Below are 26,921 nucleotides of genomic sequence, written 5' to 3'. Positions count from 1 at the left end.
GAAGATATCACTGATTAGTCCGGTACTGATGAACAGTATCGATACTCGATTTAAATTAGGTGCTCGGACAGAACACAACACAAGGATGAAGCGTCAACTCCGGTGAGTTACGCTCATACGCTCGGAAAACCGAGCCACTTTAGAGGTTTATATATAATGCAAGTTACTGTTGAAACGCTAGAGGGCCTAGAGCGCCGTCTAAACATTACTGTTCCAGCTGCAAACATCGAAGACGCTGTAACAGCTGAACTACGCAACATCGCTAAAAACCGTCGTTTCGATGGTTTCCGTAAGGGTAAAGTGCCTCTAAAAATGGTTGCTCAGATGTACGGCAAAGCAGTACGTCAAGACGTTCTTGGTGAAGTTATGCAACGTCACTTCATCGAAGCGATCGTAAAAGAGAAAATCAACCCAGCTGGCGCGCCAACTTTCGCTCCTGTAGAAAACAAAGAAGGTGCAGACCTAGTTTTCACAGCAACTTTTGAAGTTTACCCAGAAGTTGAACTTAAAGGCCTAGAAAACATTGCTGTTGAGAAGCCTCTAACTGAAGTTAAAGATGCAGACGTAGAAGAGATGATCGATACTCTACGTAAGCAGCAAGCAACTTGGACTGAAGTTGAAGAAGCAGCAGAAGAAGGCAAGCGCGTAAGCATCGACTTCGTTGGTTCTATTGACGGTGAAGAGTTCGAAGGCGGTAAAGCTGAGAACTTCCCACTAGAAATGGGCGCTGGTCGCATGATTCCAGGTTTTGAAGACGGTATCGCAGGTAAGACTGCTGGTATGGAATTCGACATCGACGTGACTTTCCCAGAAGATTACCACGCTGAAAACCTAAAAGGTAAAGCAGCGAAATTCGCTATCAAAGTGAACAAAGTTGAAGCGCGTGAGCTTCCAGAACTAAACGACGAATTCGTTTCTAAGTTCGGTGTTGCTGAAGGCGGTGTTGACGCTCTTAAAGCTGAAGTTCGTAAGAACATGGAGCGCGAACTTAAGCAAGCAGTTAAGAACCGTATCAAAGAGCAAGCACTTGACGGTCTAGTTGAGCAAAACGACATCGACGTTCCTTCTGCACTTATCGAGCAAGAAATTCAAGTTCTACGCCAACAAGCTGCACAACGCTTCGGTGGTAACCCAGAAGCAGCTGCACAGCTTCCACGTGAACTGTTCGAAGAGCAAGCTAAACGTCGCGTAGTTGTAGGTCTTCTACTTGGTGAAGTTATCAAGTCTGAAGAGCTAAAAGCGGACGACGAAAAAGTTAAAGCGCTAATCGAAGAGATGGCTACAGCATACGAAGATCCATCAGAAGTTATGGCTTACTACGAGCAAAACGAGCAAATGATGAACAACATGCGTAACGTAGCTCTAGAAGAGCAAGCAATCGACGCGATCATCGCTAAAGCACAAGTTTCTGAGAAAGAAGTAGGCTTCAACGAGCTACTTAACCAGCAACAACCTGCTTAATAAGCAATATCTTGCGTAGAAGGTTGACTTCACGTTAACTATTCTGCTAACAATGGTCCGTATGATACTCATCATCCGGGCCATTTATTTTAGGGACATAAGAATATGAGCTACCAAGAAAAAAATGCAATGTCGCCAATTATGGACGCACTAGTACCAATGGTGGTTGAACAAACTTCCCGAGGCGAACGTTCTTACGACATCTATTCCCGATTGTTAAAAGAGCGTGTGATTTTTTTAACAGGTCAAGTGGAAGACCACATGGCAAACCTTGTCGTGGCTCAACTACTTTTCCTAGAATCTGAAAATCCAGATAAAGATATTTTCCTATACATCAACTCCCCAGGCGGCAGCGTAACAGCGGGTATGTCTATTTACGACACGATGCAGTTTATCAAACCAAATGTAAGCACAGTATGTATGGGGCAAGCTGCTTCAATGGGCGCATTTTTACTCGCTGGTGGGGCACCAGGTAAGCGTTACGCTCTACCGAATTCGCGCGTGATGATTCACCAACCACTGGGCGGTTTCCAGGGTCAGGCTTCTGATATTCAAATTCACGCACAAGAAATCTTATCAATTAAGAACAAGCTGAACCGCTTGTTAGCTGAGCATACCGGCCAGCCACTTGAAGTTATTGAGCGCGATACTGACCGTGACAACTTTATGTCAGCGGAACAGTCTGTAGAATATGGTTTGGTGGATGCAGTGTTAAGCCACCGCGGCGAGTAATTTGCCAGCGCAATTTGGCAAAAATTGATATACACTGATTCATGAAGAGTAAAGGCTAAGAGGTTAGCGAATGACAGATAAAAGCAAAGAAAGTGGCAGCGGTAAATTGCTGTACTGTTCTTTCTGCGGCAAAAGTCAGCACGAAGTTCGCAAGCTAATCGCAGGTCCGTCAGTATACATTTGCGACGAATGTGTCGACTTATGTAACGATATAATTCGCGAAGAAATTAAGGATGTTCTCCCTAAGAAAGAATCTGAAGCGTTACCAACGCCTAAACAGATCCGCGAACACCTAGACGACTATGTGATCGGACAAGATTACGCGAAAAAAGTGCTTGCAGTTGCGGTATATAACCACTACAAGCGTTTACGTAATGGTGATACAACGAGCGAAGGTGTAGAGCTTGGTAAGAGTAACATCCTACTGATTGGTCCTACAGGTAGTGGTAAAACATTGCTTGCTGAGACACTAGCTCGATTCTTGGATGTGCCATTTACAATGGCTGACGCCACTACACTAACCGAAGCTGGTTACGTGGGTGAAGACGTTGAAAACATCATCCAAAAGCTTCTGCAAAAATGTGATTACGATGTAGCTAAGGCTGAACGTGGCATCGTATACATTGATGAAATTGATAAAATTTCTCGCAAAGCTGAAAACCCATCTATTACGCGTGACGTATCAGGTGAAGGTGTTCAGCAGGCACTGCTAAAACTTATTGAAGGCACGGTTGCTTCTGTTCCGCCACAAGGTGGTCGTAAGCATCCTCAGCAAGAGTTCCTCCAAGTGGACACGTCTAAGATCTTGTTCATCTGTGGTGGTGCATTTGCAGGCTTGGATAAAGTGATTGAACAGCGTGTAGCAACAGGTACTGGTATCGGTTTTGGTGCGGAAGTTCGCTCTAAGAATGAAACCAAAACAGTCGGTGAACTATTTACTCAGGTTGAGCCTGAAGATTTAGTGAAATACGGTCTGATTCCTGAATTCATTGGCCGTCTGCCTGTGACAACAACGTTGACTGAGCTTGATGAAGAGGCGCTGATTCAGATTCTATGTGAACCGAAGAACGCGCTGACTAAGCAGTATGCAGCATTGTTTGAGCTAGAAAATGCAGAGCTTGAGTTCCGTGAAGATGCACTACGCGCGATTGCTAAGAAAGCGATGGAGCGTAAAACTGGTGCTCGTGGTCTACGTTCAATTTTAGAAGGTGTTCTGCTTGAAACCATGTACGAGCTACCATCTGCAACAGATGTGAGCAAAGTGGTTATTGATGAGTCAGTCATCAATGGTGAGTCAGAACCGCTGCTAATTTACAGCAACGCCGATAACCAGGCCGCTGGGGCGGAGTAAATCTAGCCACGAATAAAAAGGAGGTAAGTAATTACCTCCTTTTTTTATTTCTCTTATTGAATCCAAACAATTAGCCCCCATATACTGCCTTAAGTAATACGTTAAACGTGAAAGCGGAAGAGAGAATTATATGAACTTGGAACGTTCCGAGAGTATCGAGATCCCGGTACTACCTCTACGTGACGTAGTGGTCTACCCGCACATGGTAATTCCATTGTTTGTTGGTCGTGAAAAATCGATTAGCTGTCTTGAAACGGCGATGGAAACCAACAAACAAGTTCTGCTTGTGGCACAAAAGCAAGCGGATACCGACGAGCCAACGGTTGACGACCTATTCGACGTAGGTACGGTAGCCACCATTCTTCAGCTTTTGAAGCTTCCTGATGGCACAGTAAAAGTACTGGTTGAAGGTCAGCAACGTGCGAAGATTAATCACTTTAAAGAGAGCGATTTTTTCTTAGCTGAGGCGGAGTTCATTGTGACACCTGAGCTGGACGAACGCGAGCAAGAAGTTATTGTTCGTAGTGCGATCAACCAGTTCGAAGGCTTTATCAAACTAAACAAAAAGATCCCGCCAGAAGTTCTGACTTCGTTAAATGGGATTGATGAAGCAGCACGTCTGGCGGATACCATCGCTGCTCATATGCCACTAAAACTGGTAGACAAGCAACAAGTGCTTGAGATCATCGATGTTACTGAGCGTTTGGAATTCCTTATGGGCCAAATGGAATCAGAGATTGATCTGCTACAAGTTGAAAAGCGCATTCGTGGCCGCGTTAAAAAGCAAATGGAAAAGTCTCAGCGTGAGTACTATCTGAATGAGCAAATGAAAGCGATTCAGAAAGAACTGGGTGAGATGGAAGACGCGCCGGATGAGTTCGAAACGCTGCAGAACAAAATCGAAGAATCTAAAATGCCTCAAGAGGCACGCGAAAAGACAGAACAAGAGCTGCAGAAGCTTAAGATGATGTCTCCAATGTCTGCGGAAGCAACAGTGGTGCGTAGCTACATCGATTGGATGGTGAGCGTTCCTTGGGCTAAGCGTTCTAAAGTGAAAAAGAACCTGGCCAAGGCAGAAGAGATTCTGAACGAAGACCATTACGGTCTGGAGCGCGTTAAAGAGCGTATCCTGGAATACTTGGCAGTACAAAACCGTATTAACAAGCTTAAAGGACCGATCCTTTGTCTTGTTGGTCCTCCTGGTGTGGGTAAAACCTCTCTTGGTCGCTCGATTGCGTCTGCTACTGGACGTAAATACGTTCGTATGGCACTTGGTGGTGTGCGTGACGAAGCTGAGATTCGTGGTCACCGTCGTACTTACATCGGCTCACTACCGGGTAAGCTTATCCAGAAAATGTCTAAAGTTGGGGTTAGAAACCCGCTATTCCTTCTTGATGAGATCGACAAGATGTCTTCTGACATGCGCGGTGACCCAGCATCTGCACTGCTAGAAGTTCTGGATCCTGAGCAAAACAACTCGTTTAACGATCACTACTTAGAAGTGGATTACGACCTGTCTGATGTGATGTTTGTTGCGACGTCTAACTCGATGAATATCCCTGGTCCGCTTCTTGACCGTATGGAAGTTATCCGCCTTTCTGGTTACACAGAAGATGAAAAGCTGAACATCGCGAAACGCCACTTGGTAGAAAAGCAGTTGAAGCGTAATGGTTTGAAACCAAACGAGATTGTTATCGAGGACTCGGCGATTGTCGGCATCATTCGTTTCTACACGCGTGAAGCGGGTGTACGTAATCTTGAGCGTGAGATTTCTAAGATCTGTCGTAAGGCAGTCAAGAACATCCTGCTGGATAAAGACATCAAGTCAGTGACAGTCTCAATGGACAACCTGAAAGAGTACTTAGGCGTTCAACGATTCGACTATGGTAAAGCCGACGAAAGCAACCGTATTGGTCAGGTGACTGGTTTGGCCTGGACTGAAGTTGGTGGTGATTTACTAACAATTGAAACTCAGTCTATGCCGGGCAAAGGTAAACTGACACAGACAGGTTCACTTGGCGATGTCATGCAAGAATCTATTCAAGCGGCAATGACTGTGGTTCGTTCTCGTGCGGAAAAACTGGGTATCAACACCGATTTCTACGAGAAGAAAGACATCCACGTGCATGTCCCTGAAGGTGCGACACCAAAAGATGGTCCAAGTGCTGGTACGGCAATGTGTACAGCTCTGGTTTCTGCGTTAACGGGCAACCCGGTGAAAGCGGAAGTGGCGATGACGGGTGAAATTACACTGCGTGGTGAAGTTTTACCTATCGGTGGCCTAAAAGAAAAATTACTTGCGGCACATCGTGGCGGCATTAAAACGGTACTGATTCCAAAAGATAACGAGCGTGATTTGGAAGAGATTCCAGAGAATGTTATCGCAGATCTGACAGTTATCCCGGTTCAGTGGATTGATGAAGTACTGAAAGTTGCACTCGAGCGAGACCCGACGGGCGTTGAGTTTGAAGCTAAAAAATAGTGATGTGTAGCAAAAATAAGTAAAAGTTTGCGCTGATAAGCCTAAAAAGGCTTGTCAGCGTTTTTTTTGGGCGCTAAGTTAGTTTTGATAGCTCTCAGCCCTTTATGTATAAGGGGTGAGGCATATTTATTAATTATGGAACGAAAAGTCATCACAAAAATAATCACAGATGGCACAAAGGGGAAATTACAGTGAATAAAACTCAGTTAGTTGAACAAATCGCAGAAAATGCAGATATTTCTAAAGCGTCAGCAGGTCGTGCACTAGATGCATTCATTGAAGCAGTAAGCGGTACGCTTCAAACAGGTGACCAAGTTGCTCTAGTTGGCTTCGGTACTTTCAGCGTTCGTACTCGTGCTGCACGTACAGGTCGTAATCCAAAGACTGGTGAAGAAATCCAAATCGCAGAAGCAAAAGTGCCTTCATTCAAGGCTGGTAAAGCGCTAAAAGATTCAGTCAACTAATTCATAGGGCTTTGACTCTATAAAGGCTATTTGAATAACTTTTGCTCAAACAATTCGTTTCGAACAAAAATTTACAAACTTCGGGCCGAACTTTCTTAAATTATGCGCATCATACTGATGCGCATTTCTTTTTCTGGTACTATTGCGGCATTATTTCTATTAGATAGAAGCAGTAGGCTTCAATTGTGGAGAGCAATTAAATTATGATGGATCGACTACGCGAAGGCGTGAATAGCATCGCGGTCAAAATTATCCTTGGGCTTATTATCCTTTCTTTCGTATTCGCAGGTGTAGGCAGCTACATTGTTGGTGGCAGTAACAACGCAGCAGCGAAAGTTGGTAACACGGATATCCCTCGTGGCGAGTTCGAGATGGCTTACCAAAATGAGCGGAATCGCATGCAAGCTCAATTGGGTGACTACTTCTCTCAAATGCTGGCAGATCCGGCATACGTTGAATCTTTCCGCAAATCTGTTCTTGATCGTATGATCAATGATGTGTTGCTAGACCAACAAGCAGAAGCTCTTGGTCTGCGTATCAGCGATGAACAGGTTCGTAGCATGATTCTGGAAATGCCTCAGTTCCAGTCAAACGGCCAATTCGATCAGGAAATCTACCAAGCGTCTTTACGTCGCGCAGGTTTCTCTCCAGATACCTTTGCTGAATACATGCGTCGTGAGCTAGTACGTGAGCAGCTGCTTAACGCTCTACAAACCAGTGAGTTCACTCTTCCTGGTGAAGTACAAGTTCAAGGTGAGCTTTTCACTCAAACTCGTGATATCCGCACTATTGTTATCGATTTCGAAGAGTTTGCGAAAAACGTAGAATTAACCGATGAAGAAATTCAAGATTACTACAAAGCTAACCAAGATAACTTTACTCGCCCAGAGCAAGCTAAAGTTGCTTACGTTGAGCTGTCCGCTGAAGCACTGAAAAAACAGACCGAAGTGTCTGAAGAAGAAGTGCAGAAGTACTACGACGAACATCTTGATAAATACTCTTCAGAAGAGCAGCGCCGCGTCGCTCATATCCTTGTAGAAGGTGGTGATGAAGCGAAAGCTCAAGCTATTTTGGATGAGCTAAATAACGGTGCTGAATTTGCAGCACTTGCAGAAGAAAAATCTGATGACTTTGGCAGCGCTGAAAATGGCGGTGACTTAGGTTGGATCGAGCGTGATGTGATGGACCCGGCGTTCGAGAAAGCGGCTTTCGCACTTGAGAAAGTTGGCGATGTATCAGGGCTGGTTAAATCTGATTTTGGTTACCATATTATTAAGCTTGAAGAGCTGAAGGATTCAGTGGCGACACCATTCGCTGATGTTGAGTCTGAAATAAGACAAGAATTGGTTGATCAGAAAGCCGTTGATAAATTCTATGAGCTACAAAATGAGCTTGAACGTGTAGCCTTTGAATACCCAGATTCACTGGACGATGCATCAAAAGCGGTTGATCAAGAAGTGAAAACTACTGGCTTTATCTCTCAAGCGGACGCCCCAGAAGTACTTCGTAATCCTGCAGTGATGCAAGCTATTTTAAGCCCAGAAGTAAAAGAAGATGGCCTTAACTCTGAAGCGATTGAAGTGGCACCTGAACATATTGTCGTTGTTCGTGTTGAAGACGTTCGCCCTGAGACGGTCCTTCCTCTTGATGAGGTGAAAGACCAAGTTGTTACTGAACTTTCACGCGTTAAAGGTGAGCAAGGTGCACTAGAGCTTGGTACAAAAGTAGTGACAGCTCTAAAAGAAGGCAAAACGGAAGTGCTTGCTGAAAATAACTTAGCGTTTGGTGATAAAGAGACAGTAGATCGTCGCTCTCCGTACGCACAGACTGTATTTGCAATGGCAAAACCAGTTGAAGGTAAGCCTGTATACGCTCAATCGAAAGATATAGAAGGTAACGTTGTGGTTATTGAACTAGATGCGGTTAACTCTGAACTAGACAGTGACCTAGAGGAACAAGTAGCGATGCAGATGGCACGTTCATCTTCGCAACAAGACCTGTCTTCTGTATTGGCAGTGCTTCGAGCTAATACAGACATCGAGTACTTTGTTGTGAGCAACTAAGCATTAATAATGTAATTTGCATGTCAACTAAAACGGGTCGCACAAGCGGCCCGTTTTATTTTCTGTTCAACCAACTTCAACGAATAGCGAGCTTAACCTAAATTAGTTCCGATGTTTTTAACCAGCAGAACATGAAACCATCGCTGAAATTGTTATCACAACTAATAGGGAAAGCATATGTTTAATATGAAATGGGTTTTAGCTTTATTGTTATGCGTATTTGCACCGTTTGGGTTGGCAGCAGATACAACAGCGGATAAATATGAAGGAATCGAAATTACCGTAAACATAAATTCAGCGACGGCAGAAGAGATTGCAACAATGCTGAAAGGGATTGGTGAAAAGAAAGCGCAAGATATTGTGGATTACCGTACAGAGCATGGCCCATTCAAAACAGTTAGTGACTTAGGGAATGTTAAGGGAATCGGAGATGCTACTTTGCAGAAAAACCAAGGTCGCATCCTCCTCTAGCCTCGGCACTTTCTGACCGTAGTATTGAGTTTAGTATCCGGTTACTGTTTTCCCGAGCCAAGCTCTTTCTTGGTTCGGGTTTTACCCAAACAAACGGCGATGACTGCCTTTTTCCAGCAGTGCCATACTCAGCCCCCCGATGGCCCCAAATAGATGTGCATCAATTGCGACGCGCGCACCAATCATTGCTGCAGTACTTGTTGATGGGCCGTAAAGCTGTTCCCAAACCACTTTAGCTATCAAACCACCTACTAGTAATAAACTGCTTCTTCTTGCTTCGAATACTTCTCTTAACGCCCAAAAGCCAAACAGACCGTGTAGTACACCAGAAAGTCCTACATAGACAGACATACTGGTCAGCAAGTTCAACGCACCGACGAAAGTACATAGAAGTAGAAATACAATCAGGAAGTTTTTCGTACTTGGGCGGAAAATAAAGCTAATAACCCATAGACCTGCCAAGTTCATGCCTAAATGAGCAAAGTTGGTGTGAGTTAAATTTCCTGTTACGATTCGCCACCATTCACCGTGTCGAATATTATAGGCGTGCCACTCACTCAGGCTCGTCATTGGTTCAAATTGTAGTGCTAAGCAGATAACGCTGATGATTGTCAGCAATGTATAAAGGTTCACTCTATGTCTCGTTATTGTTCTCAGTGTGGAAAATCGCGCAAAGCTTGTATTTGCTCTTGGATTGTACCGCTAGAAAGTGAAGTCGAACTTATCATTCTTCAACATAGTAGTGAAGAGCATCGTCCCCTTGGTACGGCACGGATTCTAAAAATAAGCTTAGAAAACTGTACTTGTTTGATTGGTGAAGACTTTTCTCAGGATGAAACGTTAAACAACTTACTCGCAGATTGCGATTATCAGCACTTGATTCTCTACCCATCAGAGCAATCCGTATGCCTATCTGAACTTGCTAAAGATAAGCGCATAAACAACAAGAAAATTCGCCTTATTTTACTGGATGGAACTTGGAAGAAAGCGTACAAAATGTGGCAGCTTTCAACCAATCTACATGATTTGCCAACGGTGAAGTTGCCTGAAAACCTTCAGGGAGGGTATACGATTCGAAAAGCACCTTCTCAGAACAGTTTATCGACGGTAGAAGCGGGCTTTTATGCACTAAGAATACTTGAACCTAAGCAGAACTTTACGCCTCTGCTGAATGTGTTTGAACAGATGATAGAGTTTCAAATTGCCCAGATGCCTCCGGGCGTTTTTGAAAAGAATTATCTGAAGGATAATAACGACTAAAGGACGATCGACGAGAATAATTGTCGATGCAGTTTCTGCGCATGGCTGTCGGTCATGGCAGAGATGTAGTCTGCGATGACTCTCATTTTGTCGCTTTCAGTGCCAGCTTGACACCAAAGCTCTTTGGTGTGTATCGGAAGTAAACGTTCAGGCGCGGCCGTCAGTGCTTCAAAGATATCCATGATGATTTGTTGGCCTTTGTACTCCACAATTTGTACTTGTGGAACCTGAATGACGTACTGACTAACGAATTGCTTCAAAACATCCAGTGCTTTTGCTGTTTGTGGCTCTAAACAGGCATTCCAAGCTAGCAGCGGACTAGCGAAGGCGACATCCACGGGCTTAATTGAAATACTGGTCAGCAAAGCATTGACCATACCGCCAATCGCGTCTTTCCGTTCGTGGTGTTTACCACTAAACAGCATTTGGCCAATGGAGTCGATATGGGCCTCAAACCACGGGTCACCACAATCGGCTAGCTGGCTCGCAGCGCCTTCCTGCCACTGATGGCGCGTTACCATGCCGAGAACAATCGCGTCTTCTAAGTCATGAACGCCATAGGCGATATCATCCGCTAACTCCATAATGGAGCAATCAAGCGATTTAAAGCGCGTTTTTCTGTGTTCCAAATCGGATTCTGGCTCATAGCGCATTTGGCTAAGCTGAGCTTTGTCATTCTCTGTGAGAGGCTCAAGAACCCAGTCGAACAATGCTTTATCACAGTCGTATATTCCTTTAGCAGGGTACCATTCGTGTGCTTTAAGTTTTCGCTGATGCTCGGCTGGCTGTGGTAAAACGGTTGAGCGAGTTTGGCTAATTAGAGCGGGGTACTTTATTAAGCCAAGCAGAGCTCGTCGTGACAAATTCATGCCAAAGTGTTCTGTATATGGCTCTAGCTTGGTCACGATACGAAAGGTTTGTGCATTCCCCTCAAAGCCACCGTGTTCCCGCATCATGTAATTCAGTGCGATTTCACCACCATGTCCGTAAGGTGGATGACCGATGTCATGCGCCAGACAGAGCGAATCTATCAGGCTGTCTGATGGTAATAGATCACGGAATTCTGCTTGTTTCTTTTTGAGCTGCGCTACGATTCCCGTTCCCAGCTGAGCCGCTTCAAGTGAGTGGGTTAGTCGGGTGCGGTGAAAGTCTTCTAGGCTGTTGCCGTGCACCTGTGTTTTGGCCTGTAGGCGACGGAATGCGGCAGAGTGTAGAATTCGGGCTCTGTCACGTTGATACGGGCTTCTGTGGTCATCACGACGGATCTTATGTTCATCGTCATGGCGCTGCTGCCATTGTGAGTGCAATTCAAATGACACGAATATCTCCTAAGACCTTAACTGATTTCATCCAGTGACAACTCAAAGCTTGGTGCAAAGGTAGTCAGAAAGTAATCCATTTCTGGTGTGTGACGCTCTTGAAGTGTCACTTCAAGTCGTTTTTTCGCTAAAGCAAACTCGTGGTTACCTGCACTCAATTCCTCTAAGCATTTAAGATAGGCGCAAATGGAATCCGCTTGTTTGACGATTTTTGCGTCTTCTTCGTGTGCGGAGTGAGAAAGAAGGAACGGGGCGAAGTCTTCATGAAATTCTTCAGGAAGCATAGAGAGAAGCTTTTGCTCTGCAGCGGCTTCAATTTTTTTATACTCTTTCGCGATTTCTGGATTGTAATACTTAACGGGTGTCGGTAAATCACCAGTAAGAACTTCACTTGAATCGTGATACATCGCGAGAAGGGCAATGCGTTCAGGGTTCAGGGCACCGCCGAACTTCTTGTTTTTGATTAACGCGAGGGCGTGGGCAACAAAAGCGACCTGCAAGCTATGTTCCGAAACGTTTTCTGGTGATACAGAGCGCATCAAAGGCCAGCGTTGGATCAGCTTCATTCTTGCCAAGTGGGCGAAAAAATGGCTCTCTTTCATAGCTTTCTCCGTTTCTGGTGTAAAAAAAGGAACTCACTAGGAGTTCCTCTAAGCATATGAGAGATCAGCACTAATTACTACCAGTGATTCATTACTGGCTATAGGTCGTTAAGAAACGTTCGAATCGTCCGATTGCCGTTTCAAGATCTTCGACATGAGGGAGTGTCACGATGCGGAAGTGATCCGGTTTCGGCCAGTTAAAGCCGGTGCCCTGAACCAAAAGCACTTTTTCTTGTTTCAGGAAGTCCAGCACCATTTGCTGATCGTTTTTGATGTTGTACATCTTGGTATCAATTTTTGGGAACAGATACATAGCGCCTTTCGGCTTAACGCATGATACCCCTGGAATTTGCGTGATCAGCTCGTAAGCGCGATTACGCTGCTCGAGCAGGCGACCACCAGGCAAAATCAGTTCATTGATACTCTGGTATCCACCCAGTGCGGTCTGGATAGCGTGCTGCATTGGCACGTTTGCACATAAACGCATTGACGAGAGCAGCTCTAGGCCTTTTATATAGCCTGGCGCGAGGTGCTTAGGCCCAGTAAGGAACATCCAGCCACCACGGAAACCACAGACACGGTATGCTTTTGACAGGCCGTTGAACGTCATCACAAGTACGTCTTCAGTCAGTGTTGCGACCGAGGTGTGTGTCGCTCCGTCGTAAAGTACTTTATCGTAGATTTCGTCTGCAAAAATAATCAGATTGTGCTGACGCGCAATTTCAATGAATTCAAGTAAGAAATCACGGCTGTAAACTGCACCCGTAGGGTTGTTCGGGTTGATTAAAACGATGCCGCGAGTCTTCGGTGTGATTTTACTCTTGATATCTTCTAAATCTGGGTACCAGTCTGATTCCTCATCACAAATATAGTGAACCGGTTTACCACCCGATAGTGCCACAGAAGCAGTCCACAATGGGTAATCCGGTGCAGGAATAAGCAGCTCGTCACCATTATTTAACAGTGCCTGCATCGACATCATGATCAACTCTGACACGCCGTTGCCTACATAGACATCCTCTACGTCTAGAGAGCGAATGCCTTTACGCTGATAATGCTGAACGACCGCTTTTCGTGCTGAGTAGATGCCTTTGGAATCGCAGTAGCCTTGAGAAGTTGGCAGATTTCGGATTACATCGACTAAAATCTCATCAGGGGCGTCAAAACCAAATGGGGCAGGGTTACCAATGTTTAGCTTTAGGATTTTATGCCCTTCTTCTTCCATGCGTTTAGCATGTTTGAGTACAGGACCCCTAATGTCGTAGCAGACATTATCGAGTTTTGACGACATCCCGATATTTTGCATTGTCTAATTCCTAAAAATTCGTTAATTTCTTTATTAAAATACAATAATTTGTAATTTAATAGAATATATATCTGTAAAATTATCTGTTTGCAGGTGCGTTTTTCACACTTGCTGTTCTGCGAGATTGCAAAAGATCGCATACAGCCTTGATTTGCTTTGGGTCTAAACTTAGAGTAGCCATAAGTTACCCTTTATCCTCACAGACTACGAGGTTGATTTGTCACAGTTCCATCAAGCCGTACAAAGAATTATCAAGCGAGTTCAGAAAATACAAAGCAATCCAATGCGTTTGGTTGAGCCTCTTGGCGAGAAACCACACTTTTCATTGATTGATTGGCTTGATGCGCAACCACTTTTTCCTAAGTTTTATTGGCAATCCCGTGATACTCGTGAAGAAGTTGTCGCTTTAGGACAATTGCATTCTTTTGTCGACCCAGGCTCAGCCTATACGATTCTGGGAGAGGGGCAGCGGGTTTGGGGCGGTCGCTCTTTTGACGGTCAGCATGAGAAGAATCGTCGCTGCATGTCATCCTTTTTCTTCCTGCCCCAAATTGAACTGATTCGGTTTGATGAACAATGGTCTTTGGCAGTTAATATTGCTGAAGATAAATCACGTACCTTGGCGGGATTACACAAACTGGCTTGTGATGTCGCAGCCTTAACACCAATCTCCACCCATATTCGGTTAATTGAGCATACTCCGACTCAGCCAGAGTGGGGAGGCTTGGTCGACAAAGTGTTGAATGGTATTGAAAATGATGAGTTCAAAAAGGTCGTTCTGGCTCGTCGTTCCACGCTTCATCTCGATAGCGAGTTGAGTGCAGCACAATTGCTTAAAGCGAGCGCTAGCCAAAATCATCATAGCTTCCATTTTCTGTTCAGTTTGGATCGTAAGCACAGCTTTATGGGCTCTACCCCAGAGCGTCTCTATGCTCGGATTGGTCATGAACTTAATACTGAAGCTTTAGCTGGTACCATTGGTCGTGGGGATAATGCTACCCATGATATGGAACTGGCTAATTGGTTATCACAAGACCTAAAAAACCTCAAAGAGAATCAGTATGTTGTGGATGATATTGTTGAGCGTTTATCCCCTCATTCCGACTCAGTTGAGGTGGAAACGGAGCCCCGATTGGTGCGACTTAGAAAAGTGCAGCATCTCAAACGCAATATTCATGCAAATCTAAAGGCCGGTATCAATGGTGTGCAGTTGCTTTCTGCATTACAACCTACGGCGGCCGTCGCTGGTTTACCTCGTCAAGAGTCTATGCAGTTTATCCTTGAAAATGAGCCGTTTGCTCGAGGATGGTACGCAGGTTCTATGGGATACATTAGTCACGAACGAGCAGAGTTTTGTGTCGCGATAAGAAGTGCGTTGGTGCTTGGAGACCAAGTTCAGCTGTTTGCTGGGGCAGGGATTGTACCTGGCTCGGTTGCTGAGAATGAATGGGCTGAACTGGATAAGAAAATGTCAACGTTGCTGACGCTCATCTCTGAGCACCCGCCGCTTGGAGTGGCATCATGAGTCATGATCAAGCCGTACTAAATCGTATTTGGTCTGAAACACTTCTGATAGAGCTGAATCGATTTGGCGTTGAGCATGTTTGCATCGCGCCGGGTTCTCGTTCAACGCCGTTGACCCTAGAAGCAGCCGATAATCCTAATTTTACGATTCATACCCATTTCGATGAGCGTGGATTAGGCTTTATGGCGTTGGGCTTAGCGAAAGCCAGTCAAAGTCCGGTAGCAGTTATTGTGACATCGGGTACCGCCGTCGCGAACTTGCTGCCAGCGATCGCGGAAGCTAAATTAACCGGTGAAAAGCTGGTGCTGTTAACCGCAGATCGTCCGGTTGAACTAGTCGGTTGTGGCGCGAATCAAGCCATCAATCAATTGGGGATTTTCTCTCAACATGTATCTGCGAGCTTGAATCTACCAAGTCCTACTGAAACTACGCCGCTTAACTGGTTGCTAACATCCATCGATGAAGTGATGTTTACCCAGCAACGGGAAGGGAGCGCAGTGCATATTAACTGTGCTTTCCCTGAGCCTCTCTACTCCAATGGTTCTAAAAGCGAATATCAACATTATCTCAGTTCTGTCACTACTTGGCGGGAGAGTCGCTGCACTTACACTCAGCGTTTTGTGTCTCTAGCCGTCAGCGACATTCCTTCTTGGGAATATAAAAAGGGAGTTGTGATTATTGGTAGCTTGCCTTTAGAAGATTCTGAAGCTGCACTTTCATTTGCTCAACAGGTGGGTTGGCCAGTATTGGCCGATCCGCAAAGTGGCCTCAGCTCAGAGTGGGGGCACTACGATTTATGGTTGACCTTGCCGAATCTGGCGCAGCAGTTGGAACGGTGTGATCTGATTGTTCAGTTTGGCAGCCGTATAATCTCGAAACGATTGAATAAATGGATTGAAACTCAGGTTACCCGAGGTGGGGATGTTCAGTATTGGTATATCTCACCGCGTTTAAGTCGTAACAACCAGAGCCACCTTCCTCAATTGCATTGGGTTGAATCGCCACAAAGCTGGGTGGAACGCGTCTCTCCTATCAATTCAATTGAGTCTGGATGGGCAAACCAGTTAAAAACAGACGTTGAGCAAATCAGCCAGCACATTCGCAATTCATTTTTAAGTGCATCGACCGTCGACTTGAATGAAGTTACTGTGGCGGTTGATATCGAACAAAGAGCGAAAAACGTAGACGTCTTTCTTGGCAATAGCCTGTTTGTCCGTTTAGTCGATATGTTTGGTCGTTTGGGTAATAGTGAAGTGTTTTCCAATCGTGGCGCTTCTGGTATTGATGGGATTCTGGCGACGGCATCTGGCGTACAGCGCTGTCGTAACAATCCATTACTGGTTTATATTGGTGATACATCCGCGTTGTATGATCTCAATTCATTATCGCTATTTACTCACTCGAAACAGCCTGCCGTTATCGTTATTACCAATAATGATGGTGGTGCCATTTTTGATATTCTTCCTGTGCCGCAAGAACATCGTCAGACCTATTATCAAATGCCTCATGGTTATCAGTTTGAACATGCAGCAAAACAATTTGGCTTGAGTTACCAACAGCCCAAAACGTTAGAGCAGTATCAAGCACTGGTCTCAGAACACTTCGAGCATGGCCAAGGTACGCTGGTGGTAGAAGTGCAAACACCACCTAGCCAAGCGATGGAACTTATTAAAATATTTAATAAAAATCTGCATGCTAAGCTCTAAACACTATAAGGCAACTGGAAAACACCAAAGCGGCATACTCCCTACTTTGGTGTTTTTACATGGCTTGTTAGGAAGTGGGGAGGATTGGCAAACCTGTATCGATGAGTTGACCGAGTTTGATCGGGTGACAATAGACCTACCCGGCCATGGGACTAGCCAGGCTACTTGCTGCTCCAATTTAGATGATTGCTGCAAATCTCTTCATTCCACACTATCTTTATTATTTCCGTCGCATCAACCACTTATTTTGATTGGCTACTCCATGGGTGGGCGAATTACCATGCATGGATTAGCGAAGAACTGCTTTCCAGATCTCAATATTTGCGCCGCGTTTATTGAGGGGGGAAACTTCGGGCTGCAAATAGAGTCAGAGAAACGATCGAGGTTTGAAAACGACCATCGCTGGGCGTTGCGCTTTGAAACCGAGCCTGTTGAACACGTTTTGAGCGATTGGTATCAGCAGGCGGTGTTTTCTTCACTAAACCATGAGCAAAGACAAACATTGATTGCAAAGCGTAGTGCTAATCTTGGCGTTGCTGTCGCGAAGATGTTACGTGCGACATCGCTGGCGACACAGTCGTATCTGTTACCAGCATTACAAGCGCAACCAGTACCGGTTTATTACCTTTGTGGTGCGAAAGACAAAAAATTCTGTCAACTGGCAGCAAGTAGCGGGTTGACGTATCGACAAATTGAGGGAGCGGGGCACAACGTCCATCAAGAGCAACCTAAACAGTTTGCGATGCACATAAAGCAAATAATTCAATCTCACTTAAAGTGAGAGTAACGATAACAATGGGAATCACCATGGCAAAAACAGTAGGCATTTCTGAAGAAGAACTTTACGCTCCGGTTGAATGGAAAGATTGCAGTGAGAAATATGACGATATCCATTATCACAAGTCTGTAGACGGCATCGCAAAAATAACCATCGCGCGTCCACAAGTGCGCAATGCGTTCCGCCCTCAAACAGTGAAAGAGATGATTGATGCATTAGCAGATGCACGTTATGACTCTGCTGTTGGCGTGATTATTTTAACCGGTTTGGGTGAAGATGCGTTCTGTTCTGGTGGTGACCAGAAGATCCGTGGTGATTACGGCGGTTACAAAGATGACCAGGGCACCCACCATTTAAATGTTCTGGATTTCCAACGTGACATCCGTACCTGTCCAAAACCTGTCATTGCTTCCGTTGCTGGCTGGGCAGTCGGTGGTGGTCATGTTCTGCACATGATGTGTGACCTGACCATTGCAGCTGAGAATGCGCAGTTTGGTCAGACTGGCCCGAAAGTTGGCTCGTTTGACGGCGGCTGGGGAGCTTCTTACATGGCTCGTATCGTCGGTCAGAAAAAAGCACGCGAGATCTGGTTCCTGTGTCGCTTCTACAATGCTCAAGAAGCATTAGATATGGGCTTGGTGAATACCGTCGTGCCTCTGGAAGATATTGAGAAAGAAACCGTTCGCTGGTGTCGTGAAGTACTTCAGCACAGCCCAATGGCCCTGCGCTGTCTGAAAGCGGCGTTGAATGCAGACTGTGATGGTCAGGCAGGCTTACAAGAACTGGCTGGTAACGCAACCATGATGTTCTACATGACTGATGAAGGCCAGGAAGGTCGCAACGCCTTTAACGAGAAGCGTCGCCCAGACTTCGATAAATTCCCTCGTAACCCTTAATCCGTATCGCAGAGGCGCCAGAGTGTTCCTCTGAATTGAATTTAGAGCCCAAGAGCCTCGCCCTCAGGGAGGACGCTGATTTTTTCAGCATGCTTGGGTTATACGGACTAGTAGGAGAGGATTATGCGTAAAGCGAAAATTTACCGTTACTGCCTTCCCATGGATAGTGGCGTAATACTGCGTGATAACAAATTGACCGAGCGTGTCGGTTACGTTATTGAGTTAACTGATGGTGAGCAGGTTGGCCTTGGTGAAGTCGCGCCTCTTGCGGGTTTTAGCTACGAAACTAGCGATGAGGCGGGTTTACAGCTTCAGGACCAGGCTGAGCGTTGGGTTGCCGGATTGCCGATTAATTATGCCAATATGGTGCCGTCGGTTGCTTTCGGCTTGTCAATGGCTCAACTTGAACTGGCGGGAGAGTTGCCTCGTGATGGTCAATATCAAGCAGCACCTCTTTGCTCTGGTGATCCTGACGAACTGATTCCAAAATTGAACGAGATGGAAGGCGACAAAGTCGCCAAGATCAAAGTAGGGCTTTACGAGCCTATTCGCGATGGTATGTTGGTGAACCTGTTTCTGGAGTCCATTCCTCAGCTTACATTGCGACTTGATGCTAATCGAGCGTGGACACCAGAGAAAGCGCAGCAATTTGCCAAGTATGTAACGCCATCGTTGCGTCAACGGATCTCGTTCTTAGAGGAACCTTGTCGTTCGCCGGGTGACAGTCTGTCGTTCGCTATTAACACTGGCATTGCCATCGCTTGGGATGAAACCCTACAGGATGCAACTCGTCGTGAAGATTTCCGTCTCGAAGATCTAACCGGCGTAAAGGCAATCATCATTAAGCCGACGCTGATTGGCTCAGTTGGCTTCTGTACTAAGTTAATCGAAAAAGCAAAGGCGCTTGGGATGAAAGCTGTAATCAGCTCAAGTATAGAATCCAGCTTAGGACTGACTCAACTTGCACGCTTTGCGAAATGGCAACTTCCTGATGAAGTTCCGGGATTAGATACTATCGGACTGTTTAAAGCACAGTTAGAGCGAGGTTGGCCAGATTGTGAACTTCCAATTGTCCCTCTCGCTGAGCAGGAGTTAGTGTGGCAATCAGCGTAGAGCCATTCGCTCCAGAAAATAGCGCGATTGCACCTTGGAATTACTGGGCTCAGACGAGCCCTTTTTCGATTGCGCTAGAGACACCAGAAGAATCCTTTAGCTGGAAGCAGCTTGAATCCCGTATTGAACATTATGCTCACTATTTGCGGGAGCAAGGAGTAGGGTGCGGATGTGTTGTTACGCTCGTCGGTAAGAATCAAACTGAGACGGTGTTGATATATCTGGCGGCGCAGCAGATAGGCGCTATTGCGGCATTAACTATGCCACAGCCGTTTGAGGCTCTTAACGGCAAGTTGCACACTTTGTACAAGCCAAAACTGCCGCGTTTCATGTGGTTTACCGAAGAGGTGTTCGCCTCTTATTCTAAACAAGATCAAACCGCTCTGAACGGCACACTACTTACTTGTCCAAAGAATACATCGCAACACATAAACGCCAAGCAAGAGAGTGACTATAACCATGACAATGCGGCATCGATTGTCTTCACTTCTGGCTCAACAGGCGTGCCTAAAGCCGTGGTGCATACTCATCGACAACATTACGCCTCAGCACAAGGCTTGTTGAGTGAATTTAAGTTCACTCAGCAGGATACTTGGTTGTTGTCACTGCCTCTCTATCACGTTTCTGGGCTGGCGATTGTGTATCGTTGGTTGTTTGCTGGTGCAACTCTGAAGGTTGGCGGTGGTCATCTTTTACAGGATATTTTAGGTGTCTCTCATGCCTCACTAGTGCCGACACAACTTAAACGATTATTGGATGATAAGGTCGAGTCGTCTTTGTCCCATGTCTTGTTGGGAGGGAGCCATGTCGATCATGAGTTAGCACTGCGTGCAGCAGGTCAGGGGATTGAAACCTGGCTGGGTTATGGTTTGACAGAAGCCGCATCTACTGTGACGGCAAAGCAAATCGACAAAACCAGCAATGCAGGCCACGTACTCAAAAATCGCGACATTAAGTTAGTTGATAGCCGTATCTTTATCGGTGGTCAAACGTTAGCATCTGGATACTTTTTTCAAGGTGACATTACGCCGCTGGTTGACGAATCAGGCTGGTTTGACAGCAAAGATTTGGGAAAATGGCAGGGCAATGAGCTGAAGATTATTGGTCGGGTTGATAATCAGTTTATCTCCGGAGGTGAGAATGTTCACTGTGAAGAGATAGAAGCGGTGCTAAACCAGATTGAGAGTGTGGTACAAAGTATTGTGGTGCCGGTCGAAGATACGGAGTTTGGTCAACGACCTGTTGCCGTTATTCAGACTGACGAGTTGATGAGTTCAGAATATTACGAACATTTCTTGCAGGCCAAACTTGAGAAGTTCAAGTGGCCGATCGCATATTACTCAATGCCGAAGACGTTATTAGAGGGTGGAATAAAGGTATCTCGTAAAGCGGTGAAAGAGTGGCTGCAGGGGAATTGACCATTCTCCCCAAGTAGGGTTAGTCAATTTTGCTATGTGTTAGTCGTAAAGGGAATTTCGTATCCTTATAACACTGAATCATAATTATGCTTCATTCTAGGGAATAAAAGCATAAGGTTCAGTATGGTCAAGGCTGTGTTAATTGTGGCAGTTCTGCTACAAATAGGCATTTCGCTAAACAGTGAAGGGTTAGCTCGTTCTCTAGCTGAATTGACGGCCTTTCTCATCGCGATCGCTTTAGTTTTTATTCACAAGCAACAAAGTGATCGTGTGTCAGACGGAACCAGGTCACAAAGCGTTTGATTGATACTTTCTACGATTTATTGGCTCAGTGAACAATCAACCATGTCAGTGATGATACTGAAATCAACACCCACAAGCTTACGCCAAACAGCAATGGCTTAGCACCCGCAGACTTTAGCTTGGAAACGGAAATACTGCATCCTATCAAGAATAAACACACCACCAGTGCCTGCTTGGCAACCGTAAAGATACCGTGATAGAGCATCTCGAATTGAGGTACAAAGTCACTGAACGCTATGGCTGTGCAATACCAAAAGATAAAGTAAGGAATCGCTATCTTACTTGAGCCATCTTCTCCATTACCTCGGGAGAAAATGACAGCACTAATTAATGCAACCGGGATGATCCAAAGCGCGCGAGATAATTTGAGGGTCGTTGCTGTGGTCAGTGCTTCTTCACCATAGGCCGAGGCCGCGCCCACCACAGAAGAGGTATCGTGAATGGCAATCGCTGCCCATGTTCCAAACGTATGTTGGTCTAACTCAAGTGCATGGCCAATTACGGGGAATACGAACAGGGCGACTGAGTTCAGGACGAAGACGGTTGCCAGTGCCAAACCAATCTGTTCATCTTTGGCTCTAATCGCGGGGGCAACGGCTGCGATAGCGCTGCCACCACAAATGGCAGTGCCGGAAGAAATTAAATACGCTGTAGTTGTCTCAAGTTTTATGGCTTTGGCGATGAGTGAACCGATCACCAATGTACCGAGAATGGTTGCGATGATAAGACCGATGCCATCTGACGTAACGGCTAGGGCCTGCTCGAAATTAATGCCAAACCCTAAACCGATAATGGAATAAGACAGTAGTTTCTTGGTGAAAGAGGCGATCGGCAGTTCGCTTGGTACAAAACCAAAGCTAGCGAGTAAAAAGCCAATAACCAGCGCGATAGGCGAGGATACCAAAGGGGTAAGGCAAAATAGCAGCGCCAATCCAAAAAGAAGATACTTTTTATTCAAAGTTTATTATTCGTTGTCGTTTGTGAAAGAGTGAGTATATCGCATTGCTTATGGTCAGTTTGTCTTAATGATTTGAACACATGTTCAGTTATTCTAAACACGTGTTCAAATGGAGAGATTTAACGAGACTTATCAGCGCCAATCACCGCGCAGTTCTCGCACCTTCTCAAACATAAATTGAGCTGTTGCATCGCTTGGCTGAACTGGTGAGCCCGCTTCTATTTCCAGTTTTGACCAGAACCTGGTTGGAAGCCCTTTACAGGCTCGCCCTTTGCATCGGCTAAAGTAGCTACCCCACAGTCCTTTTAGTGCGACAGGGATGACTGGTACAGGGCTACGACGCAAAATAATATCAATACCGCGCATAAACTCTTGTATTTCACCATCAGAGGTCAGTTTGCCTTCAGGGAAGATACACACGATATGGCCTTCAGATAAGGCGTTTTCTACCTCGCTAAATGCTCGTCGTATAGATTGTCTGCTGTTTGCGGAAATTGGGATAACGCCTGCCCGACGTAAAAAGCCTCGGACAGGAGGTAGGTTGGCGTAATCTTCTTCCATGACAAAGCGAATTAAACGAGGACATACCGCACTCAACAGCAGCGCATCCATATAACTGACGTGATTACATACGATCAGTGCGCCACCACTTTCTGGCAAATGATGCAGGTTCTTGTGTTTGACCCGATAGATCGTATGAGTCAGCATCCAAACGATAAAACGCACGACGAAGATGGGCACCTGCATAAATAGGTACACAGCGACGAGGAAGTTGAGCGCTGCAAGTAACGCAAACAACTGGGGAATCGTCATTTCAAGTACGCTCAAGCAGACGATGCCTAACACGGCACTGCCAACCATAAAGAATGAGTTAAAGATATTGAGCCCGGCGATGACTTGTGCACGTTCGGTTTCTTTCGCTCTGTGCTGCATTAAAGCGTAAAGCGGAACAATGAATAACCCGCCTGATGCGCCAATCATCAATAAATAGAAAAACAGTGGCCAGTAACCCTGAAAGGTGATGAACTCGCTAAAGTTCTGAAATTGAGGTAGGTCACCTGGAATCGAGGTTGCCATTAAATAACCGAATATCGTGATGCCAAGTGCACCAATCGGCACGATACCGACTTCGATTCGATGGTTGGAGATCCAGTTACAAACCAGTGAACCAAACGCAATACCAATAGAGAATAGGGCAAGTAAGAAGGAAACCGCACTCTCTGTCCCGTTTAGATACACTTTAGTGAAGTTTGGAAACTGGGTCAGATAAGCAGCACCTAAGAACCAGAACCAGCTGATCGCCATAATACATTGAAAGACTACCCGATCAGACTTACAGATTGAGAGAGTGCGTTTGGTTTGTTTGTATGGCTGCCAACGAAAGGTCAGGTTCGGCGCACTTGCCGCTGAAAATGGAATAAAGCAACTTGATAAATAGCCCAGCAGCGCAAATACCACTACACAGAAAGCCGCTATGTATTTTGCATTTTCGGAGGAAGCAATAATACCAGCGCCAAGTGTCCCAATCAGAATCGCAATAAAGGTGCCAGCTTCGACCAATGCGTTACCGGGCACCAATTCTTTTTCATCTAGATTTTGTGGTAGAAGAGCGTACTTTACCGGACCAAAGAACGCGGATTGTGTGCCCATCAAAAACAGCAGCAGTAACAATACGCCGTAACTTTCTGTGATAAAGCCAACAGCGCCCAACACCATGATCGCGATTTCGAATAACTTTACCTTGCGGATAAACCAGGATTTCTCGTACTTGTCAGCTAATACACCCGCTGAGGCAGAAAACAAGAAGAAAGGAAGAATGAACAAACCTGCAGCTAAGTTGATGAACAGGTTACTGGAGATAGGCAATGCTCCGGCACCAGCAAAGGCGACAAAAAGCAGTAAAACGTTCTTAAAAATGTTGTCATTGAAAGCGCCGAAAAACTGAGTAATAAAATAAGGCAGGAACTTTCTTTGTCTAAGTAAGGAGGGATGTCTGTCCGATGACATGTCGAATCCTTTATGACCAGTTATTAAGGTAGTTAGATAGCAGGTTACTAATTAACACTTTACCGTCTACTGGTTCACTAGAGAAAAATTTATCATCGACGCTGAGTAAGGTTATCCCATGTACGCCAGACCATAACACGCGACTGGCCTGAATGACTTCAGAGTCTGTGCGGTGAGGCGCAATTTCCGCGAGAAGTGATTCTAATATACCCGTCATATCATCAATGCGTTTTGCTTGCCATTCAGGGAGTTCTGCGCCGTTCATATTATGCTCAAAGACTAGCTGCCAGCGGTAAGGATGCTTAAGGGCAAAGTCGTGGTAACAATAGGCGAGTTCAAACAGTGCTTCGTTTGCGTCTTTACAACCACTTGTGGCTTTTCTTGACTCCTGTGATAACTCATCCAGAGTCTGAGCAACAGCATGTAGAAGAAGTAAGTTATAGTTACCGAAAATGTTAACTAATGTACTTGGCACATAACCGATCATGTTAGCGATCTTACGAAGACTAAGCTCGTGATAGGAGTTCTCTTCTAAAAAATCTTTAACGGTTGCTAAGGTCAGGTTTATTAACTCTTCTCTGGTGTGATCGTTTCTGCGCGCCATACTTCAAACTGCTTTATTGAACATTGTTCAATATGATAGTCGGCTAGTTATTCACCGTCAATAAATCCTGTAGTCAATTGAGCATAACGAGAGGTGGATTTGTCTGTTGTTACTGATACTTGCATAACAAATGATCTGCGAGTGTAACTTTGGCAATATTCTGATACATGTCAGACGGGTTAGGTTGTTTTAATGAGCATGCATACGGAGTATGATGATTCAACATTCATCTTTGACGTGCCAATATCTGAAACACTAGAAATGATGGTTCAGCTCGGCACATTCTTGGATAACTTTCGTCAATTGTAAGGATAACGATGAAACGCATATTTTCGATTGTTGCTCTGCTAATGTTCACCGTCGCTGTAACACCTATTGCAGAAGCGAAAAAGTTTGGTGGTGGTAAGTCTTTTGGAAAGAGCTACAAGACTGCACCTGCGCCGACACAGAAGCAAACAACAAACACGAGTACTGTAAGTAAAGATCAAACCGCCAAGTCTTCAAGTAAGAAAGGCTTAATGGGTGGTTTACTCGGAGGTCTTTTAGCTGGTGGCCTTCTGGCAGCATTCTTTGGTGGTGCTTTTGAAGGGATCCAATTTATGGATATCCTTATTATTGGCTTGATTGCCTTCCTCATCTTTAAACTGATGCGAGGTATGTTAGGGGCGAAGCAAGGCAGTATGAATCAGCATCGTCAGCAGCCTGCATTTGGTGGTAACAGCTCAAAGTTCGAACAACCGAACACCCAAAACTTTGAGCAGCAGCCAAACGTAAATGCTGGTGGTTTTGGTGGCTTCGGTGCGCAAGCTGATGTCCCACATAACTTTCCACCGGGCTTTGACCAGGCAGGATTTGTTAATGGTGCTCGTGAACACTACAGAATCCTACAGGGTGCATGGAACCACAACCAGCTAGAAACGATTGAAGAATATGTTTCTCCGAGCTTACTTGATGATCTAAAAGCAGAGCGCGCGAAACTTGATGGCGAGCAACACACGGATGTCATGTACGTTGATGCAGAGATTGTTCGTGCGGATCACAACGCAAACAAAGCAGAGCTTAGCTTGCAGTTTAGTGGTCGTTACCGCGATGCTGTCGAAGGTATCGAAGAAGATATCACTGATATCTGGCACCTTGAACGTGACCTAACGGTACCTAACGCACCTTGGCTGATTGTTGGTATACAAGGTTAGTCTTCAACAGCGTTCATTTCAGTGTTAATAAAATCCCGCTTTCATGCGGGATTTTTTGTGCCTTAAAGTTATCATTAAATCTAGGTTAGTAGGGCTGTTATACCAATACCTGTAATGATACCTATACCTGTACTTCTCTCATTGTTCTTGCTGGTTAACATAGTTGATAGCCACGTTAGATCTCTTACAATTCGATGAACTCGTTGCTGCAATCGAAACCTTGCTCTCCATCCATCTCCTAGCGCAATAACTTATCCTGTTATTTACTACGATTAGTATTAGCCAGATGGGTATAAATAACGGCTATTACCGTGTTTTTGCTATGTTGAGGGGTAGCGGTATCTGAATGAGTAGTGAGAAGGTTAATGAAGGGAAATAACGTTTATAAGTCTGTAGCTTAACGAAGAGCAGAACGAAAAAAGCCAGCTCAATGAGCTGGCTTTTCAATATGGTGGAGGGGGACGGATTCGAACCATCGAAGGCAGTGCCGGCAGATTTACAGTCTGCTCCCTTTGGCCACTCGGGAACCCCTCCAGGGCTGTTTTTTATACTTAGAAGCTGTTTTCCCAACACGTTTTCCAAGTGTTTCTCGCAATCTATCCAAAGGCTATTAACCGAAAGGAAGTCACAAGAAGAAATATGGTGGAGGGGGACGGATTCGAACCATCGAAGGCAGTGCCGGCAGATTTACAGTCTGCTCCCTTTGGCCACTCGGGAACCCCTCCAGGGTAGTTTTATACTTAAAAGCTGTTTTCCCAACGCAGTCTTTCAAGTTTTTCTCACAATCTATCCAAAGGCTATTAACCGAAAGGAAGTCACAAGAAGAAATATGGTGGAGGGGGACGGATTCGAACCATCGAAGGCAGTGCCGGCAGATTTACAGTCTGCTCCCTTTGGCCACTCGGGAAC

At 45.4% G+C, this 26,921-nt stretch carries 23 protein-coding genes and 2 tRNA genes; 16 read left to right on the top strand and 9 right to left on the bottom strand.

Annotation, left to right across the window (positions count from 1 at the left end):
- The first annotated feature begins 156 nt into the window (after positions 1 to 156).
- From tig to L3V31_RS12575, 7 genes are all read left to right on the top strand, one after another.
- On the top strand, positions 157 to 1,461 hold the full coding sequence (tig, locus tag L3V31_RS12605) for a trigger factor (protein WP_237316370.1): 1,305 nt from the start codon (positions 157 to 159) through the stop codon (positions 1,459 to 1,461).
- Positions 1,462 to 1,566: 105 nt separating this feature from the next.
- Positions 1,567 to 2,193 carry an ATP-dependent Clp endopeptidase proteolytic subunit ClpP gene (clpP, locus tag L3V31_RS12600; protein ID WP_237316369.1) on the top strand — a complete coding sequence of 209 codons (627 nt, stop codon included), beginning with the start codon at positions 1,567 to 1,569 and terminating at the stop codon, positions 2,191 to 2,193.
- Positions 2,194 to 2,263: 70 nt separating this feature from the next.
- Positions 2,264 to 3,544 (top strand): ATP-dependent protease ATP-binding subunit ClpX, encoded by a 1,281-nt coding sequence (clpX, locus tag L3V31_RS12595; protein ID WP_014231221.1) that lies wholly within the window; start codon positions 2,264 to 2,266, stop codon positions 3,542 to 3,544.
- Positions 3,545 to 3,674: 130 nt separating this feature from the next.
- Entirely contained in the window at positions 3,675 to 6,026 is a 2,352-nt protein-coding gene (lon, locus tag L3V31_RS12590; protein ID WP_237316368.1) for an endopeptidase La, read from the top strand.
- 191 nt (positions 6,027 to 6,217) lie between these two features.
- Positions 6,218 to 6,490 carry an HU family DNA-binding protein gene (locus tag L3V31_RS12585; RefSeq protein ID WP_014231223.1) on the top strand — a complete coding sequence of 91 codons (273 nt, stop codon included), beginning with the start codon at positions 6,218 to 6,220 and terminating at the stop codon, positions 6,488 to 6,490.
- 203 nt (positions 6,491 to 6,693) lie between these two features.
- Positions 6,694 to 8,553, top strand: a complete 1,860-nt coding sequence (gene ppiD / locus L3V31_RS12580) for a peptidylprolyl isomerase (RefSeq protein WP_237316367.1) — start codon at positions 6,694 to 6,696, stop codon at positions 8,551 to 8,553.
- 186 nt (positions 8,554 to 8,739) lie between these two features.
- Entirely contained in the window at positions 8,740 to 9,024 is a 285-nt protein-coding gene (locus tag L3V31_RS12575; RefSeq protein WP_237316611.1) for a ComEA family DNA-binding protein, read from the top strand.
- 81 nt (positions 9,025 to 9,105) lie between these two features.
- Here the strand turns inward: L3V31_RS12575 and rrtA are convergent, their stop codons facing one another.
- Positions 9,106 to 9,657 carry a rhombosortase gene (rrtA, locus tag L3V31_RS12570; protein ID WP_237316366.1) on the bottom strand — a complete coding sequence of 184 codons (552 nt, stop codon included), beginning with the start codon at positions 9,655 to 9,657 and terminating at the stop codon, positions 9,106 to 9,108.
- Between the two features lie 3 nt (positions 9,658 to 9,660).
- Here rrtA and L3V31_RS12565 point away from each other — a divergent pair, with 3 nt between their 5' ends.
- Positions 9,661 to 10,284 (top strand): DTW domain-containing protein, encoded by a 624-nt coding sequence (locus L3V31_RS12565; RefSeq protein WP_237316365.1) that lies wholly within the window; start codon positions 9,661 to 9,663, stop codon positions 10,282 to 10,284.
- Here the strand turns inward: L3V31_RS12565 and L3V31_RS12560 are convergent.
- The 3 genes from L3V31_RS12560 to L3V31_RS12550 all read right to left on the bottom strand — a co-directional run bounded on the left by L3V31_RS12560 (position 10,281) and on the right by L3V31_RS12550 (position 13,511).
- The gene (locus L3V31_RS12560; protein WP_237316364.1) at positions 10,281 to 11,603 is read right to left on the bottom strand and encodes an anti-phage deoxyguanosine triphosphatase; all 1,323 of its coding nucleotides are present in this window, start codon (positions 11,601 to 11,603) and stop codon (positions 10,281 to 10,283) included. The two genes, L3V31_RS12565 and L3V31_RS12560, sit on opposite strands and share 4 nt — an antisense overlap.
- A gap of 17 nt (positions 11,604 to 11,620) precedes the next feature.
- Positions 11,621 to 12,205, bottom strand: a complete 585-nt coding sequence (yfbR, locus tag L3V31_RS12555) for a 5'-deoxynucleotidase (protein ID WP_014231229.1) — start codon at positions 12,203 to 12,205, stop codon at positions 11,621 to 11,623.
- Positions 12,206 to 12,296: 91 nt separating this feature from the next.
- Positions 12,297 to 13,511 carry a pyridoxal phosphate-dependent aminotransferase gene (locus L3V31_RS12550; protein ID WP_014231230.1) on the bottom strand — a complete coding sequence of 405 codons (1,215 nt, stop codon included), beginning with the start codon at positions 13,509 to 13,511 and terminating at the stop codon, positions 12,297 to 12,299.
- 217 nt (positions 13,512 to 13,728) lie between these two features.
- On the opposite strand from L3V31_RS12550, the gene L3V31_RS12545 reads away from it, so the two are divergent.
- From L3V31_RS12545 to L3V31_RS12515, 7 genes are all read left to right on the top strand, one after another.
- Positions 13,729 to 15,036: an isochorismate synthase gene (locus tag L3V31_RS12545; protein WP_237316363.1), complete on the top strand. Its 1,308-nt coding sequence runs from the start codon at positions 13,729 to 13,731 to the stop codon at positions 15,034 to 15,036.
- Positions 15,033 to 16,742 carry a 2-succinyl-5-enolpyruvyl-6-hydroxy-3-cyclohexene-1-carboxylic-acid synthase gene (gene menD, locus L3V31_RS12540; protein WP_237316362.1) on the top strand — a complete coding sequence of 570 codons (1,710 nt, stop codon included), beginning with the start codon at positions 15,033 to 15,035 and terminating at the stop codon, positions 16,740 to 16,742. Before L3V31_RS12545 ends, menD begins: the two co-directional genes overlap by 4 nt.
- Complete coding sequence (menH, locus tag L3V31_RS12535) at positions 16,729 to 17,523, top strand: 2-succinyl-6-hydroxy-2,4-cyclohexadiene-1-carboxylate synthase (protein WP_237316361.1); 795 nt, start codon at positions 16,729 to 16,731, stop codon at positions 17,521 to 17,523. The genes menD and menH overlap by 14 nt, the downstream gene beginning before the upstream one ends.
- A 26-nt stretch (positions 17,524 to 17,549) precedes the next feature.
- Complete coding sequence (menB, locus tag L3V31_RS12530) at positions 17,550 to 18,416, top strand: 1,4-dihydroxy-2-naphthoyl-CoA synthase (RefSeq protein WP_237316360.1); 867 nt, start codon at positions 17,550 to 17,552, stop codon at positions 18,414 to 18,416.
- Between the two features lie 123 nt (positions 18,417 to 18,539).
- The gene (menC, locus tag L3V31_RS12525; RefSeq protein WP_237316359.1) at positions 18,540 to 19,529 is read left to right on the top strand and encodes an o-succinylbenzoate synthase; all 990 of its coding nucleotides are present in this window, start codon (positions 18,540 to 18,542) and stop codon (positions 19,527 to 19,529) included.
- On the top strand, positions 19,514 to 20,947 hold the full coding sequence (gene menE, locus L3V31_RS12520; protein WP_237316358.1) for an o-succinylbenzoate--CoA ligase: 1,434 nt from the start codon (positions 19,514 to 19,516) through the stop codon (positions 20,945 to 20,947). The genes menC and menE overlap by 16 nt, the downstream gene beginning before the upstream one ends.
- A 123-nt stretch (positions 20,948 to 21,070) precedes the next feature.
- The gene (locus tag L3V31_RS12515) at positions 21,071 to 21,250 is read left to right on the top strand and encodes a hypothetical protein (protein ID WP_237316357.1); all 180 of its coding nucleotides are present in this window, start codon (positions 21,071 to 21,073) and stop codon (positions 21,248 to 21,250) included.
- A gap of 25 nt (positions 21,251 to 21,275) precedes the next feature.
- Here L3V31_RS12515 and L3V31_RS12510 read toward each other — a convergent pair whose 3' ends face one another.
- The 3 genes from L3V31_RS12510 to L3V31_RS12500 all read right to left on the bottom strand — a co-directional run bounded on the left by L3V31_RS12510 (position 21,276) and on the right by L3V31_RS12500 (position 24,819).
- On the bottom strand, positions 21,276 to 22,208 hold the full coding sequence (locus L3V31_RS12510; RefSeq protein WP_237316356.1) for a putative sulfate exporter family transporter: 933 nt from the start codon (positions 22,206 to 22,208) through the stop codon (positions 21,276 to 21,278).
- A 132-nt stretch (positions 22,209 to 22,340) separates the two neighbouring features.
- Positions 22,341 to 24,215, bottom strand: a complete 1,875-nt coding sequence (locus tag L3V31_RS12505; protein WP_237316355.1) for an MFS transporter — start codon at positions 24,213 to 24,215, stop codon at positions 22,341 to 22,343.
- A 10-nt stretch (positions 24,216 to 24,225) separates the two neighbouring features.
- Positions 24,226 to 24,819, bottom strand: coding sequence for a TetR-like C-terminal domain-containing protein (locus tag L3V31_RS12500; protein WP_237316354.1), 594 nt, complete (start codon positions 24,817 to 24,819; stop codon positions 24,226 to 24,228).
- A gap of 317 nt (positions 24,820 to 25,136) precedes the next feature.
- On the opposite strand from L3V31_RS12500, the gene L3V31_RS12495 reads away from it, so the two are divergent.
- The gene (locus tag L3V31_RS12495) at positions 25,137 to 26,012 is read left to right on the top strand and encodes a Tim44 domain-containing protein (RefSeq protein WP_237316353.1); all 876 of its coding nucleotides are present in this window, start codon (positions 25,137 to 25,139) and stop codon (positions 26,010 to 26,012) included.
- Positions 26,013 to 26,461: 449 nt separating this feature from the next.
- Here the strand turns inward: L3V31_RS12495 and L3V31_RS12490 are convergent.
- Together L3V31_RS12490 and L3V31_RS12485 are read right to left on the bottom strand one after the other, a co-directional pair.
- A tRNA-Tyr gene (locus L3V31_RS12490) sits at positions 26,462 to 26,546 on the bottom strand.
- A gap of 106 nt (positions 26,547 to 26,652) precedes the next feature.
- Positions 26,653 to 26,737: transfer RNA gene (locus L3V31_RS12485), tRNA-Tyr, on the bottom strand.
- Between the last annotated feature and the right edge of the window lie 184 nt (positions 26,738 to 26,921).

The organism is Vibrio sp. J1-1 (genome assembly GCF_021728395.1).
Lineage (GTDB): Bacteria > Pseudomonadota > Gammaproteobacteria > Enterobacterales > Vibrionaceae > Vibrio.
This window is presented reverse-complemented; position numbering and strand designations above follow the sequence as displayed.

What these genes read in the sequence shown, in the direction of transcription:
- tig (WP_237316370.1), top strand. Translation starts at nt 157, where the DNA reads ATGCAAGTTACTGTTGAAACGCTAGAGGGCCTAGAGCGCCGTCTAAAC.
- clpP (WP_237316369.1), top strand. Translation starts at nt 1,567, where the DNA reads ATGAGCTACCAAGAAAAAAATGCAATGTCGCCAATTATGGACGCACTA.
- clpX (WP_014231221.1), top strand. Translation starts at nt 2,264, where the DNA reads ATGACAGATAAAAGCAAAGAAAGTGGCAGCGGTAAATTGCTGTACTGT.
- lon (WP_237316368.1), top strand. Translation starts at nt 3,675, where the DNA reads ATGAACTTGGAACGTTCCGAGAGTATCGAGATCCCGGTACTACCTCTA.
- ppiD (WP_237316367.1), top strand. Translation starts at nt 6,694, where the DNA reads ATGATGGATCGACTACGCGAAGGCGTGAATAGCATCGCGGTCAAAATT.
- L3V31_RS12575 (WP_237316611.1), top strand. Translation starts at nt 8,740, where the DNA reads ATGAAATGGGTTTTAGCTTTATTGTTATGCGTATTTGCACCGTTTGGG.
- L3V31_RS12565 (WP_237316365.1), top strand. Translation starts at nt 9,661, where the DNA reads ATGTCTCGTTATTGTTCTCAGTGTGGAAAATCGCGCAAAGCTTGTATT.
- yfbR (WP_014231229.1), bottom strand. Translation starts at nt 12,205, where the DNA reads ATGAAAGAGAGCCATTTTTTCGCCCACTTGGCAAGAATGAAGCTGATC.
- L3V31_RS12550 (WP_014231230.1), bottom strand. Translation starts at nt 13,511, where the DNA reads ATGCAAAATATCGGGATGTCGTCAAAACTCGATAATGTCTGCTACGAC.
- menD (WP_237316362.1), top strand. Translation starts at nt 15,033, where the DNA reads ATGAGTCATGATCAAGCCGTACTAAATCGTATTTGGTCTGAAACACTT.
- menH (WP_237316361.1), top strand. Translation starts at nt 16,729, where the DNA reads ATGCTAAGCTCTAAACACTATAAGGCAACTGGAAAACACCAAAGCGGC.
- menB (WP_237316360.1), top strand. Translation starts at nt 17,550, where the DNA reads ATGGCAAAAACAGTAGGCATTTCTGAAGAAGAACTTTACGCTCCGGTT.
- menC (WP_237316359.1), top strand. Translation starts at nt 18,540, where the DNA reads ATGCGTAAAGCGAAAATTTACCGTTACTGCCTTCCCATGGATAGTGGC.
- L3V31_RS12515 (WP_237316357.1), top strand. Translation starts at nt 21,071, where the DNA reads ATGGTCAAGGCTGTGTTAATTGTGGCAGTTCTGCTACAAATAGGCATT.
- L3V31_RS12505 (WP_237316355.1), bottom strand. Translation starts at nt 24,215, where the DNA reads ATGTCATCGGACAGACATCCCTCCTTACTTAGACAAAGAAAGTTCCTG.
- L3V31_RS12500 (WP_237316354.1), bottom strand. Translation starts at nt 24,819, where the DNA reads ATGGCGCGCAGAAACGATCACACCAGAGAAGAGTTAATAAACCTGACC.
- L3V31_RS12495 (WP_237316353.1), top strand. Translation starts at nt 25,137, where the DNA reads ATGAAACGCATATTTTCGATTGTTGCTCTGCTAATGTTCACCGTCGCT.